The sequence below is a fragment of the Bradyrhizobium sp. SZCCHNS3016 genome, assembly GCF_032484535.1.
Lineage (GTDB): Bacteria > Pseudomonadota > Alphaproteobacteria > Rhizobiales > Xanthobacteraceae > Bradyrhizobium.
Genome location: NZ_JAUETE010000004.1, coordinates 81090 through 93778, shown reverse-complemented (window position 1 = coordinate 93778; position 12689 = coordinate 81090). Strand labels below are relative to the sequence as shown.

The following is a 12689-nucleotide window of genomic DNA, read 5'->3' as shown; positions in this document are numbered from 1 at the left end:
ATACGCCGTGCCGTTGCGGGACGGGCGGTCGGAGTTGCCTTCTGTGACAGCCACGAAGGCCGGTGGCTATGGGTCCCGGCGTTCGCCGGGACGACACCGTTTGTGTCGGGGCAGCGTCGCATCGCCTCCTGCAATGCGCCGGTGCGCATCACGCCGCCGCACCTTGCGCGGCGAGCTGGGCTGCCTGGTGCTCGGTCGTCAGCGCGTCGATCAGTTCGCCCAGCGCTTCGCCCGCGATCACCTGCGGCAGCTTGTAGAGCGTCAGGTTGATGCGGTGGTCGGTGACACGCCCTTGCGGGAAATTATAGGTACGGATGCGCTCGGAGCGGTCGCCGGAGCCGACCTTCTCCTTGCGCTCTGCCGAGCGCGCCGCGTCGACCTTCTGCCGCTCGGCGTCGTAGATGCGCGAGCGCAGGATGTTCATCGCGGAGGCGCGGTTCTTGTGCTGCGAGCGGCTGTCCTGCATCATCACGACGATTCCGGTCGGGATGTGGGTGATGCGGATCGCCGATTCCGTCTTGTTGACGTGCTGGCCGCCGGCGCCTTGGGCGCGCATGGTCTCGATGCGCAGGTCGTCTTGCTTGATGTCGACATCGACCTCCTCGACCTCCGGCAGCACGGCAACCGTGGCGGCCGAGGTGTGGATGCGCCCCTGGGTCTCGGTATCGGGCACGCGCTGCACGCGGTGCACCCCGGATTCGAATTTCAGCTTGGCGAAGGCGCCGCGGCCCTGCACCTCGGCGATGATTTCCTTGTAGCCGCCGACGGTGCCTTCGGAGGCCGAGATCACCTCGACCTTCCAGCCCTGCAGGGCGGCGAAGCGCTCATACATCCGGAACAGGTCGCCGGCGAACAAAGAGGCCTCGTCGCCGCCGGTGCCGGCGCGGATTTCGAGCACGACGTTGCGGTCGTCCATCGCATCCTTCGGCAGCAGGGCGACGCGGATCTGCTGCTCCAGCGCGCCGCGGCGCGCGATCAGCTCGTCGCGCTCGGCCTCGGCCATCGCGCGCATCTCGGCGTCGGTGGTGGGATCGGCGATGAGCGCCTCCGTCTCGGCGAGCTCCTTGACGCCGGCGCGATACGCCTTCACCGCGTCGATCAGCGGATTGAGCTCGGCGAGCTCACGGGTGATCTGCACGTAGCGGTCGGAATTGACCTGGCCGAGCAGCTCCGCCTCGAGCGAGGCGTGATGCGCGAGCAGGACATCCAGTTTGGCTTGGGGAAGCGACGACATGATGCAATCTGATCTAGGAGCAAACGATACGAACGGAAGACGCTTGGCGCGACGGGCCCGCTACAGCGCGAGGCCTTCGCTCTCGGCGAACTCGGTCAGCTTCTGCCGCATCGAGAAGCTGCCGGCCGGTGCGGCCAGCCATTCGGCCATCTTCGTCGCCGCCTTGCCGGCGTCGAGTTCGAGGATCATCGCCTTCACGGGGCCGTGCGCGGTGGCCGACAGCGACAGCGAGCGGTAGCCGAGCGAGATCAGCGCCAGCGCGCCGATCGGCTTGGAGGCCATCTCGCCGCACAGCGACACCGACCGCTTGGCCGCCTTGGCCTTGTGCACGATCTGCTGCAACGCCCGCAGGATCGGCGTCGACAGCGTGTCGAAGCGCTCGGAGACCTTGGCATTGCCGCGATCGACCGCGAACAGGAACTGGAACAGGTCGTTCGAGCCGACCGAGATGAAATCGACCTTCGAAAGCAGCTCGTCGAGCTGATACAGCAGCGCCGGGACCTCGAGCATGGTGCCGACGTCGACGCGCTCCGGCAGCGTGTGGCCGTGCTGGCGCAAGTAAGTCAGCTCGCGCTCGACGATCGCCTTGGCCGTGTCGAACTCGGCGACTTCCGAGATCATCGGGAACATGATGCGCAGCGAGCGGCCGCCGCCGGCGCGCAGCAGCGCCCGGATCTGGCCGCGCAGCAGGCCCGGGCGGTCGAGGCCGAGGCGGATCGCGCGCCAGCCGAGCGCCGGATTCTCCTCGATCACGGTCTCCATGTAGGGCAGCGCCTTGTCGCCGCCGATGTCCAAAGTGCGGAACGTGACCGGCTTGTGGCCGGCGGCGTCGAGAACCGTGCGATACAGCGCCAGCTGGTCGCTGGAGCGCGGCAGGCTGGCGGACACCATGAATTGCAGCTCGGTGCGGAACAGGCCGATGCCGGCGCTGCCGGTGTCCTCGATATGCGGCAGGTCGATGACCAGGCCTGCATTGATCATCAGCTCGATCGGCTGGCCGTCCTTGGTCACGCAGGGCTTGTTGCGCAGCTCGCCATATTGCGCCTGGCGGCGAGCGCGGAAGCGCACCCGCTCGGCATAGGCGGACTCGATCTCGGACGACGGCCGAACGTAGATCGAGCCCGACGTGCCATCGACGATGATGGCGTCGCCGGGATCGGCGATACCCGGCGCGTTCGGCACCTCGCCGACGGCGGGAATGCCGAGCGCTCGCGCCACGATCGCGACATGCGAGTTGGCAGTGCCTTCCTCGAGCACGAGGCCGCGCAGCCGCTTGCGGTCGTAGTCGAGCAGCGCCGCCGGGCCCATTGCGCGCGCGATCAGGATGGCATTGTCGGGCAAGTGCTCGCGCCGGGGCGCGTGGTCCTGGCCGACGAGCTGGCGCAGCAGCCGGTAGCCGAGATCCTCGAGATCGTGCAGCCGCTCGCGCAAATACGGATCGGTGGAGCGCAGCATACGGGCGCGGGTGTCGGACTGCACGCGCTCGACGGCGGCTTCCGCCGTGAGGCCGGTCGCGACCGCCTCGTGCAGCTTGTGCGACCAGCCCTGGTCGTTGGCGAACATGCGATAGGCTTCGAGCACCTCGCGGTGCTCGCCGCCATCGGCGACGTCACCGCGCTCCAGCATGCGGTCGAGGTCGGCGCGCAGCTTGAGCAGCGCGGCGTCGAGCCGCTTGATCTCCTTCGGCAGATCCTCGGCGATGTAGTTGTTGATGACGACGCGCGGCTCGTGCAGCACGACGTGGCCGAGCGCGATGCCGTCGGACAGCACGGTGCCGGTCTTGTGGATCGAGTGCCGCGCCGCCGGCTCGGCGCCGGGCTGGGCGAGCGCTGCGAGCTCGCCGGAGGCGATCATCTCGGCGAGCACCATCGCGGTGGTCTGCAGCGCCTCGACCTCTTCCTCGACATAGGTGCGCTTGGCGCGGTTCTGCACCACCAGCACGCCGAGCGTGTTGCCGGCGCGCAGGATCGGCACGCCAAGGAAGGAGTGGTAGATCTCTTCGCCGGTTTCCGGCCGGTACGAGAAGGCGGGGTGGCTCTGCGCGTCGTTCAGATTGAGCGGCGTCGCCTCGCTGGCGACGAGGCCGACGAGTCCCTCATGCGCGCTCAGCACGGTCATGTGCACGGCGTCGCGGTTCAGACCTTCGGTGGCGTAGAGCTCGAGCGTGTTGTCGACGCGAAGCACATAGACCGAGCACACCTCCGCGACCATGTTGGCCGCGATCAGCACCACGATCTTGTCGAGTCGCTCCTGTGCCGAGACCTGCTCCGCCATGGTCTCGCGAAGCCGTCTGAGCAGGACGCGGGGGCCTCCCGACGCGCTTCGCATGTGGCACAATCCCCCTTCCTGGGGCCAGCCCGGCACGCGGCCGGATCTGGCGCTAAACTCGCGGCATCGAACAGCTTTCTCGATTCGGCACTATCGCACGCTCAGAGTGCCGGCCCGAACCAGAACAACCATCACTGGAGCACAGTTTGCGGCTGCCATCCTGCGATGGCGTATAGCGAATTAGGGCTTGTTTTGCCAAGCAAAACGCCTGCCACCGCGGGCGGCGTCAACGGCTTTCGAACGATCTCCGGCCCGTCCCGCTGTCACATAACGGGACAGGTGTGGTTGCGGAGGAGGATTTTCTAGGCCTGGTCCAGTCCGTAGAGCGTGTGCAGCGTGCGGACGGCGAGCTCGGTATAGGCGGCGTCGATCAGCACCGAGAACTTGATCTCGGAGGTCGTGATCGCGCGAATGTTGATGTTGCGGGCGGCGAGCGCGGCAAATCCCTTGGCGGCGACGCCGGCATGGCTGCGCATGCCCGAGCCGATCACCGAGACCTTGGCGACGTCGGTTGCGGTATCCAAGCGCTGGTAGCCGATCTTGTCCTTGGCCGCGGTGATGGTCTCGCGCGCCCGGTTGTAGTCGGTCGCCGGCACCGTAAATGTCAGATCGGTGGTCTTGCCATCTTCGGAGACGTTCTGGACGATCATGTCGACATTGATGTTGGCATCAGCCAGCGGTCCGAAGATCGACGCGGCAACGCCCGGCTTGTCCTCGATCTGGCGCACCGAGATCTGGGCCTCGTCCTTGGAGAAGGCGATGCCGGTCACGACGTGATTTTCCATGATTTGTTCCTCGCTGCAGATCAGCGTCCCCGGCGGCTGGTTGGCGTGCGGGTCGATATCCTCGGGCTTGTCAAATGAGGAGCGGACGAAGATCGGCATGTTGTGCACCATGCCCAGTTCCACCGAGCGGACCTGCAGCACCTTGGCGCCCTGGGACGCCAGCTCCAGCATGTCCTCGAAGGCGATCTTGTCGAGCCGCTTGGCCTTCGGCACCACCCGCGGGTCGGTGGTGTAGACGCCGTCGACGTCGGTATAGATGTCGCAGCGGTCGGCCTTGATGGCGGTCGCGATCGCCACCGCCGAAGTGTCCGAGCCGCCGCGGCCGAGCGTGGTGATTCGCCCGGTTTCGGCGTTGATGCCCTGGAAGCCAGCGATGACCGCAACTTCCTTGCGGTCGCGGAAGCGCTGGATCAGCTCGGCGCCGTCGATATCGACGATTCGCGCCGAGGCATGGGCGTCGCTGGTCTTGATCGGGATCTGCCAGCCCTGCCACGAGCGGGCCTGGATGCCCATGCTCTGCAGCACGATCGCCAGCAGGCCGGATGTGACCTGCTCGCCCGAGGCCACCACGGCGTCGTATTCGCGCGCATCATGCATCGGCGACGCCTCGGTGCACCAGGCGACCAGCTCGTTGGTCTTGCCCGACATCGCCGAGACGACCACGGCAACCTCATGACCGGCATCGACCTCGCGCTTGACGTGGCGCGCGACGTTGCGGATGCGGTCGATGTTGGCGACGGATGTGCCGCCGAATTTCAGCACGAGGCGACCCATGACGACGCGCTCATTCCCATCAGGAGGATAAGTTGACCGGCTGAGCGCGAAACCGGAGGCGCGCCAGCCGAAACGCGCGTATACATAGCGCCGCGGCTGGGGGCAAGACGGTTCCTTGTGGTGATAGGGTCAGGTTGGTGACAGGGTCAGGTGAGAGGCTTGGAATGGCGCGTTACATCGACGAAATCCTGCAACCCGGCGAGAAGGTGCTGTATTCGACCAATGCGCATTGGATGTTCTACCTGCCCGCGATCGGGGCCTGGATCGTCGTGTTTGGATTGCTCGTCCTCTCCCGCATGACCGTGAACGACAGTTTGGTCATGCTGTGCCTGGCCACCGCCGCCGTCATCGCCATTGTCGCCCTGTATTGGACGGTCCGGGCCTGGTTCCATCGCCTCACCACGGAGACGGACGTCACCAATCGTCGCGTCGTCCATAAAACCGGTTTCATCAAGCGCCGTACCTTCGAGATGGCCCTCGACAAGGTCGAGAGCGTCGACGTCAACCAGACCATCATGGGACGGGTTCTCAATTACGGCGACGTCACCATCTTGGGGGTGGGCGAGGGCAAGGAAACCATTTCGACCATCGCGGAGCCGCTGGCGTTCCGGAACGCCATCACGGCGCGTTAGCCCGGTACGGCGCCGCAGCTTCGATCATTGAGTATTCAGCGATGACAATGCCTCAGGATTCCCGCAGCACTTCTGTTCCCTCCGGCTCGACCGTCGATCCGGCCGAGATCGCGAAGTTCTCGAAACTGTCCGAGACCTGGTGGGACCCCAAGGGCAAGATGGCGCCCCTGCACAAGATCAACCCGCTGCGCCTGACCTACATCCGCGATGCCGCCTGCCGGAAATTCGAGCGCAACGCCAAGAGCCTGAACTGCCTCTCGGGACTGCGCATGCTCGACATCGGCTGCGGCGCGGGATTGCTGTGCGAGCCGTTCACGCGGCTGGGCGCGCAGGTCGTCGGCGTCGATCCCTCGGCCAGCAACATTGCCGCTGCCAGGCTGCATGCGGAAAAGGGCCATCTGTCGATCGACTATCGCTGCACCACGATCGAGGAGATGGATCCGCGCGAGCGCTTCGACATCGTGCTGGCGATGGAGGTCGTCGAGCACGTCACCGATGTCGGTGCCTTCCTCGGCCGCTGTGCCGCCGTGCTGAAGCCGGGCGGCATGATGGTGGTCTCGACGCTGAACCGCAACTGGAAGAGCTTCGCGCTCGCCATCGTCGGTGCCGAATATGTGCTGCGCTGGCTGCCGCGCGGCACGCATGAGTGGAGCAAGTTCGTCACGCCGGACGAGCTGACGAAATACCTGCTCGACAATCGTCTGGTCATCACCGAGCAGAGCGGCGTCGTCTATAGCCCCTTCGCCGACCGCTGGAGTCTGTCGACCGACATGGACGTGAACTACATGATGGTCGCCGAGCAGATGGTGTAGCACGGCGTCGCGCTTCGGTTCGGCCGGGATGCTGCTCCACAACCGGTGTCGTCCCTGCGAACGCAGGGACCCATAACCCCAGGGAGTGGTTCGGGGCACGCTAGGAGATCAGGTCGCTGGCGGGCTTTCCGTGGCGCGACAGGTTCAACGTGCAGCCTGCCCCAAGACAGATCACGCGGTATGGTCCCGGGTCTACGCCCGCTGACGCGTCGCGTCATCGGGCTTGCCCGGGACGACAGCTTTGCTCCCCCTCGCCAGCTTCATTCTCGGTTGTCGTCGGTCCAGCCAGATGCCGCTCGACCAAAGGTGTCGTCCCTGCGAACGCAGGGACCCATAACCCCAGGGAGTGGTTTGAGGCACGCTAGAAGATCAGGTTGCTGAGATCGCGCCATTCGAGGTTGTCGCGTTCGATCAGCTCGATCTTCCAGTCGCGTTTCCAGCGCTTGAGTTGCTTTTCGCGGGTGATTGCTTCTTCGGCGTGTCCAACCTAACTGAAGCTGGTGGTTATGGGTCCCTGCGTTCGCAGGGACGACACCGTCTTTGTGACGCGAGCTTACCACAAACTGTAGATAGTGGTTTGTCATCCCGCCGCGATCTGCAATCCTGACATGCGACTGAATTGCCGCCTGTCCTGTTGACCCGACGCCTCGCGCTGGTCACGGTGGCCGGCCTTCACAGCCGCTCCGTGCCCGCATGCTCTCCATCGCCTCGCTCTGGATTCTCTTCACGCTGGTGGCTGCGGCCGGTCAGGTCGCACGCAATGCGATGCAGCGGTCGCTGACGGCGAAGCTCGGCACCTGGGGCGCGACCAACATCCGCTTCCTGTTCGGCTTCCCGTTCTCGCTGGTGTTCCTGACCGCGGTGCTGCTGGCCACCGGCGACCACCTGCCGTGGCCGCCTTCTGTGTTCTGGCCGTGGCTGCTGCTCGGCGCGCTCAGCCAGATCGTCGCCACCGGACTGATGCTGCTGGCGATGACCGACCGCTCCTTCGTCGTCACCACGGCCTATCTGAAGACCGAAGCAATCCAGACCGCGATCTTCGGCTTCATCTTCCTCGGCGATCCGCTCTCGGTGCCGAAGGTAATCGCGATCCTGATCGCCACCATCGGCGTCGTCGTCACGGCGCTTCGGCCCGGTGGCGACAAGAGCTTTGCGGAGTTGAAGCCGACCGTGACCGGCCTCGTTGCGGCGGCGGCGTTCGCCCTGTCGGCGGTCGGCTTCCGCGGCGCCATCATCGCCGTCGACGGCGTCTCCTTCGTGACCGCCGCATCGTACACGCTGGTCTGGGGCCTGTTCGTGCAAACCGCGATCCTGACCGTCTACCTGCTGTCGCGCGCGCCGGACATCCTGCGCGGAATCCTGTCGCTGTGGCGGCCGTCGATGATGGCCGGCTTCGTCGGCGCCTTCGCGTCACAATTCTGGTTCCTGGCTTTCGCGCTGACGGCGGCCGCCAACGTCCGCACGCTCGCGCTGATCGAGGTGCTGTTCGCGCAGGGCGTGTCGTACTACTCGTTCAAGCAGCCGGTTTCGCTGCGCGAGATCTGTGGCATCGTGCTGATCGTTGCCGGGGTAGCGCTGCTGATCGCAGTGTAGTCAGCCCTTGATCGCGATCAGCACGGCGCCGGCCGCGATCAGCGCGATGCCGATCCAGCCCTGCAGGCTCGGTCGTTCGCCGAGAAACACGACGCCGAACAAGGCGACCAGCACGACGCTGAGCTTGTCGATCGGAGCGACCAGCGTCGCGGGGCCGAGCTTCAGGGCACGGAAATAGCACAACCACGAGGCGCCGGTGCCGAGCGCCGACAGCGTCAGGAAGATCCAGCTCTTCATCGAGATCGGGCCGGGGCTCGTCGGTTGGCCCGTCGCGAACAGGATCAGCGCCAGCGTCACCAGCACGATCGCGGTGCGGATCAGCGTGGCGAGATCCGAGTTGAGACCTTCGACGCCGACCTTGGCGAAGATGGCGGTCAGGGCCGCAAACAGCGCGGAGAGAAGGGCCCAGAGCTGCCAGGACGAGGAGAGGGGGGACATGTCGTCACACCGGCGAAAGAGAGAGTGCAGGCCGAGATCTCTCCCCCGTCATTGCGAGCGAAGCGAAGCAATCCAGAATCTGTCCTCGGCTCCTGGATTGCTTCGCTTCGCTCGCAATGACGAAAAGGCCTTCTCGATTGCTCAATTCCTATCGTCCGGCAGCACCGGGATCGGGGCGACCTCGATGCCTTCCTCGATCAGTTCGCGGGCCTCGTCGAGCGAGGCCTCGCCATAGATCGGCCGGTGCTCGGTCTCGCCGTAATGCATCTTGCGCGCTTCCGTCGGGAAACGCTCGCCGACATCGTCGGCGTTCTTGACGATGTGGTCGCGCAGCTCCTTGAGCTTGGCGCGCAGCTCGCGCTCCTGCGCCATCATCAGCGCGGTCGATCCCGGCGGAATCACTTCCTGCGCTGGCGTCGGTGAGGCCGGCACTGGCACTGGAACGGCCTCGCGGCCCTTCTTGCTGACGATGCGCGGCGCCATGATCGCCTTCTCGACCTTGGTCGAGCCGCAGGTCGGGCATTCCACCAGCTTGCGCTTCACCTGCGAATCGTAGGTCGAGGAGCTCTGGAACCAGCTTTCGAACGTGTGGTCACGCTCGCAGCGCAGCGCATAGCGGATCATGCCGAGCCCCGCACTAGGTGCAGATAGTCCGGACCCGCGTTGGGGTCGGCGATGCCGAACCGGCGGCCGTGCTGCAGCGAAGGAATGGTCTGGCGCACGCTCTCGACCCGCGACGGATCGATGCGCGCCACGATCACGCCGGGCTCGACGCCGCCCTCGGCGAGAATCTCGCCCCATGGATCGATGATCAGCGAGTGGCCGAAGGTCTCGCGCTTGTTCTCGTGCAGGCCGCATTGGGCGGCGGCGAACACGAAGCAGCCGGTCTCGATGGCGCGGGCGCGCAGCAGCGTGTGCCAGTGCGCCTCGCCGGTCTTGCGCGTGAAGGCGGAGGGCACGCTGATGAACGAGGCGCCGCTCTCGGCCAGCGCACGATACAGCGCCGGGAAGCGCACGTCGTAGCAGATCGTCAGCCCCAGACGACCCCAGGGCAGATCCGAGATCACCGCCGTCTCGCCCGGCTGATAGTTGGCCGACTCGCGATAGCTCTCACCGCCCGGCAGGTCGATATCGAACATGTGGATCTTGTCGTAGCTCGCCAGCACGTTGCCCTCGGGTCCGATCAGGAACGAGCGGTTCACGGCCTTGTCTGCCGAGAAGCGCAGCGCCAGCGATCCGATGTGCAGATGGATGCTCAGCTCCTTGGCGAGCGCCTGATAGGCTTTGAGAGAGGGATCGTCCGCCTCGCTCTTGAGCTGCTCGAACAGCGCCGTCCGGTTGAGCTGCATCATGTTGCTCACTTCCGGCGTCTGGACGTACTCCGCGCCCTGCGCGACCGCTTCCCGGATCAGCCTGGTGCCCTGCTCGAGGCTCGGCTCGGGCAGGAGCGAGGTGCGCATCTGCACCATGGCGGCGGTAAAGCTGCGGTCGTTGCTCATGATGTCGCCTTGTCTCCCGCCAGCATGGCGTCGAGTCTGCCCTCGCGATCGAGCGCATAGAGATCGTCGCAGCCGCCGACATGGGTGTGGCCGATGAAGATCTGCGGAAAGGTCGAGCCCGGGCCGACACGATCATACATCTTCTGCCGGATCGTCGGATCCTTGCCCGCGTCATGCTCGGTGAAGGGAACGTTCTTGCGGGTCAGAAGCGATTTGGCGGCCGTGCAGTAGCCGCACCCCGGACGGGTATAGATTTCGATCGCAGCGGTCATGTCGCGCTCAGCTGTTACGGAACGACAGATTATATGGGAGCGCGGGGGGCATCGACAACCCGGGCGAAAACCAGCACGCTGACCTCGGCCGCCTTGGCGCGCAGCAGAGCGCGGGCGCAGGCATCCACCGTCGCGCCCGTGGTCAGCACGTCGTCGACGATGACGATGCGGCGCCCCTGCACGTCATGCAGGCGGTCTGAAGATACCTGGAATGCGCCCTGCACATTGCTGGCGCGCTGGGCGCGCGACAGCCCGACCTGCTGCTCGGTCGCCCGCACGCGGCGCAGCGCATCGCCCTGCATTCGGACGCCGCTGGACCGGGCGATCACCCGCGCCAGCGCGCCGGACTGGTTGTAACGCCGGCTGAAGCCGCGCCGCCAGTGCAGCGGCACGGGCACCACGAGGTCGGCCTCGGCCAGCAGCTCGCGGCCGGCGCGAGCCATCCAGCGGCCCATGATCGGCGCCAGATCGGTGCGGTCCTGATATTTCAGCTGATGCACCAGGGTGCGCGCGACCTCGTCATAGCGCACGGCGGCGCGCGCCCGGGCATAGGCCGGCGGCGCCGCGATCGCCTCCATCGACAGCAGCTCGGGGCCGGGATCGTAGACGAAGGGGATGCCGAGCTTCGGGCAATACGGCCGCTCGATGAACGACAATTTGCCCCAGCAGGCCGCGCAGACGCCCTCGCCGTCGACCGGCTCGCGGCAGGCGATGCACAGCGTCGGCAGCGCGACGTCGAGCGCGAACTTCGCGACATGCGCGAGACCGCCGTGCAGCGCGCCCACGGCTGCACGAAGTCGTCCGACGCTGATTGGAGCAAACGTCACACCCATGTATTGAGGCTAGCGCCGCAACCCACGCTGCTCAAGCGGTGCATTGCCCGGCCGCGAGGATCGGCGTAACCAGCCCCAATGGTCCAGTCCGTCACCACTCCCGTTCTGTTCGATCGCAGCTTGCTCGCGCTCAGGCAGCGGCGGGCTGCGGCAGCGCCGGAGACCTTCCTGTTGGAGCGCGTTGCGGAGGACATCGAGGATCGGCTTGCGGCAGTGAACCGGTCCTTCACCGCGGCTGCCGACGTCTGGACGCCGGCCGCGGGCTTGAAGCCGTATCTTTCGGGACGCCTCTCGCAGCTCGCACATATCGCTGCGCCCGAAACGGCGGATGAGCGGCTGCCGCTGGCCGCGCAATCGCTCGATCTCGCGCTGTCGGCGCTGGCGTTTCAATTCGTCAACGATCTGCCCGGACTGCTGGTGCAGATTCGCCGGGCCTTGCGCCCCGATGGTCTGCTGCTGGCGGCCATGATCGGCGGCGATACGCTGACCGAGCTCCGGCAATCCTTCGCCGCCGCCGAGGCAGAGTGCGAGGGCGGCGTATCACCGCGCGTCGCGCCGTTCGCCGATCTGCGCGACGTTGGCGGCCTGCTGCAGCGTGCAGGCTTCGCGCTGCCCGTCACCGACGTCGACCGGGTCGTGGTCCGCTATGCCAGCGCGTTCGGCCTGATGCAGGATCTCCGCCGCATGGGCGCGGCCAACAGCCTGGTCGAGCGCCGTCGCACGCCGACGCGCCGCGCGACCTTGCTGCGCATGGCCGGGATCTATGCCGAGCGCTTCGCCGATCCCGACGGCCGCATCCGCGCCACCTTCGACATCATCTGGTTGTCAGGCTGGGCCCCGCATGAGAGCCAGCAGAAGCCGCTGAAGCCGGGTTCGGCGACGGCGAGCCTAGAGGCGGCAGTGAAGCGGAGCCCTCGCGCGGGAGCGGATGAATAGCCACTCTCGTCATCGCCGGGCTTGACCCGGCGATCCATCCCTCTTGAAGAGTCCGAAATGTAGATGGATGCGCGGGTCAGGCCCGCGCATGACGCGTGAGCGTGAGGCTATCGCCGCGGCTCACATCAACAAGTCGATCAGATGCGGCAGCAGCGGGATGTCCGCGGGCGGCATCGGGTAGTCGCGCAGCTTGTTGGGCCGCACCCAGGCTAGTTGCTGGCCCTCGCGCGCGGTCACCAGGCCTTCCCAGCGCCGGCAGATGTAGAGCGGCATCAACAGATGGAACGTCTCATAGGCGTGGCTCGCAAAGGTCAACGGCGCGAGGCAAGCTTCGCGCACGGTGATGCCGAGCTCCTCGTCGAGCTCGCGGATCAGGCTGGCTTCCGGGCGCTCGCCGGGCTCGAGCTTGCCGCCGGGAAATTCCCAGAGGCCCGCGAGCGCCTTGCCGGGCGGCCGCTGCGCCAGCAGTACGCGATTGTCGGCGTCGACGAGCGCGCAGGCGACCACGAGCGTGAGTTTCAGGTCGGGCATGGTCCGATCGGGTTTCGAGAGG

13 protein-coding genes and 1 pseudogene are annotated in these 12689 nt (G+C 66.2%); 4 read left to right on the top strand and 10 right to left on the bottom strand.

Features of this window, described 5'->3' with window-relative positions; genetic code table 11:
* Positions 1-148: 148 nt before the first annotated feature.
* The 3 genes from prfA to QW881_RS10325 all read right to left on the bottom strand — a co-directional run bounded on the left by prfA (position 149) and on the right by QW881_RS10325 (position 5121).
* Positions 149-1234, bottom strand: coding sequence for a peptide chain release factor 1 (gene prfA / locus QW881_RS10335; protein ID WP_315756886.1), 1086 nt, complete (start codon positions 1232-1234; stop codon positions 149-151).
* 60 nt (positions 1235-1294) lie between these two features.
* Positions 1295-3562, bottom strand: a complete 2268-nt coding sequence (gene ptsP, locus QW881_RS10330; protein WP_315735256.1) for a phosphoenolpyruvate--protein phosphotransferase — start codon at positions 3560-3562, stop codon at positions 1295-1297.
* A gap of 302 nt (positions 3563-3864) precedes the next feature.
* The gene (locus QW881_RS10325) at positions 3865-5121 is read right to left on the bottom strand and encodes an aspartate kinase (protein ID WP_315756887.1); all 1257 of its coding nucleotides are present in this window, start codon (positions 5119-5121) and stop codon (positions 3865-3867) included.
* A 164-nt stretch (positions 5122-5285) separates the two neighbouring features.
* Here QW881_RS10325 and QW881_RS10320 point away from each other — a divergent pair, with 164 nt between their 5' ends.
* Both QW881_RS10320 and ubiG read left to right on the top strand, forming a co-directional pair.
* Positions 5286-5753, top strand: coding sequence for a PH domain-containing protein (locus tag QW881_RS10320; RefSeq protein WP_315735252.1), 468 nt, complete (start codon positions 5286-5288; stop codon positions 5751-5753).
* Positions 5754-5800: 47 nt separating this feature from the next.
* Positions 5801-6565, top strand: a complete 765-nt coding sequence (gene ubiG / locus QW881_RS10315) for a bifunctional 2-polyprenyl-6-hydroxyphenol methylase/3-demethylubiquinol 3-O-methyltransferase UbiG (protein ID WP_409997692.1) — start codon at positions 5801-5803, stop codon at positions 6563-6565.
* A gap of 361 nt (positions 6566-6926) precedes the next feature.
* Here the strand turns inward: ubiG and QW881_RS10310 are convergent.
* Positions 6927-7043 (bottom strand): annotated as a pseudogene (locus tag QW881_RS10310) (GIY-YIG nuclease family protein); the annotation flags it as partial.
* A gap of 215 nt (positions 7044-7258) precedes the next feature.
* Between QW881_RS10310 and QW881_RS10305 the strand changes: the two are divergent.
* Positions 7259-8158 (top strand): EamA family transporter, encoded by a 900-nt coding sequence (locus QW881_RS10305; RefSeq protein ID WP_315756889.1) that lies wholly within the window; start codon positions 7259-7261, stop codon positions 8156-8158.
* On the opposite strand, the gene QW881_RS10300 is transcribed toward QW881_RS10305, so the two are convergent.
* From QW881_RS10300 to QW881_RS10280, 5 genes are all read right to left on the bottom strand, one after another.
* Positions 8159-8596: an EamA family transporter gene (locus tag QW881_RS10300; RefSeq protein ID WP_316159092.1), complete on the bottom strand. Its 438-nt coding sequence runs from the start codon at positions 8594-8596 to the stop codon at positions 8159-8161.
* 141 nt (positions 8597-8737) lie between these two features.
* Complete coding sequence (locus QW881_RS10295; protein WP_315735242.1) at positions 8738-9220, bottom strand: DUF1178 family protein; 483 nt, start codon at positions 9218-9220, stop codon at positions 8738-8740.
* Positions 9217-10095, bottom strand: coding sequence for a carbon-nitrogen hydrolase family protein (locus QW881_RS10290; RefSeq protein ID WP_315735240.1), 879 nt, complete (start codon positions 10093-10095; stop codon positions 9217-9219). The genes QW881_RS10295 and QW881_RS10290 overlap by 4 nt, the downstream gene beginning before the upstream one ends.
* Complete coding sequence (gene grxC, locus QW881_RS10285; RefSeq protein ID WP_315735238.1) at positions 10092-10367, bottom strand: glutaredoxin 3; 276 nt, start codon at positions 10365-10367, stop codon at positions 10092-10094. The genes QW881_RS10290 and grxC overlap by 4 nt, the downstream gene beginning before the upstream one ends.
* Before the next feature lie 29 nt (positions 10368-10396).
* Entirely contained in the window at positions 10397-11200 is an 804-nt protein-coding gene (locus QW881_RS10280; protein WP_315756891.1) for a ComF family protein, read from the bottom strand.
* 78 nt (positions 11201-11278) lie between these two features.
* On the opposite strand from QW881_RS10280, the gene QW881_RS10275 reads away from it, so the two are divergent.
* Positions 11279-12136, top strand: coding sequence for a methyltransferase domain-containing protein (locus tag QW881_RS10275; protein ID WP_315756892.1), 858 nt, complete (start codon positions 11279-11281; stop codon positions 12134-12136).
* Between the two features lie 120 nt (positions 12137-12256).
* On the opposite strand, the gene QW881_RS10270 is transcribed toward QW881_RS10275, so the two are convergent.
* Complete coding sequence (locus tag QW881_RS10270) at positions 12257-12667, bottom strand: (deoxy)nucleoside triphosphate pyrophosphohydrolase (protein ID WP_315735232.1); 411 nt, start codon at positions 12665-12667, stop codon at positions 12257-12259.
* Positions 12668-12689: the final 22 nt, after the last annotated feature.

Coding starts and splice junctions, on each gene's coding strand:
- prfA (WP_315756886.1), bottom strand. CDS start 1,234: ATGTCGTCGCTTCCCCAAGCCAAACTGGATGTCCTGCTCGCGCATCAC.
- ptsP (WP_315735256.1), bottom strand. CDS start 3,562: ATGCGAAGCGCGTCGGGAGGCCCCCGCGTCCTGCTCAGACGGCTTCGC.
- QW881_RS10325 (WP_315756887.1), bottom strand. CDS start 5,121: ATGGGTCGCCTCGTGCTGAAATTCGGCGGCACATCCGTCGCCAACATC.
- QW881_RS10320 (WP_315735252.1), top strand. CDS start 5,286: ATGGCGCGTTACATCGACGAAATCCTGCAACCCGGCGAGAAGGTGCTG.
- ubiG (WP_409997692.1), top strand. CDS start 5,801: ATGCCTCAGGATTCCCGCAGCACTTCTGTTCCCTCCGGCTCGACCGTC.
- QW881_RS10305 (WP_315756889.1), top strand. CDS start 7,259: ATGCTCTCCATCGCCTCGCTCTGGATTCTCTTCACGCTGGTGGCTGCG.
- QW881_RS10300 (WP_316159092.1), bottom strand. CDS start 8,596: ATGTCCCCCCTCTCCTCGTCCTGGCAGCTCTGGGCCCTTCTCTCCGCG.
- QW881_RS10295 (WP_315735242.1), bottom strand. CDS start 9,220: ATGATCCGCTATGCGCTGCGCTGCGAGCGTGACCACACGTTCGAAAGC.
- QW881_RS10290 (WP_315735240.1), bottom strand. CDS start 10,095: ATGAGCAACGACCGCAGCTTTACCGCCGCCATGGTGCAGATGCGCACC.
- grxC (WP_315735238.1), bottom strand. CDS start 10,367: ATGACCGCTGCGATCGAAATCTATACCCGTCCGGGGTGCGGCTACTGC.
- QW881_RS10280 (WP_315756891.1), bottom strand. CDS start 11,200: ATGGGTGTGACGTTTGCTCCAATCAGCGTCGGACGACTTCGTGCAGCC.
- QW881_RS10275 (WP_315756892.1), top strand. CDS start 11,279: ATGGTCCAGTCCGTCACCACTCCCGTTCTGTTCGATCGCAGCTTGCTC.
- QW881_RS10270 (WP_315735232.1), bottom strand. CDS start 12,667: ATGCCCGACCTGAAACTCACGCTCGTGGTCGCCTGCGCGCTCGTCGAC.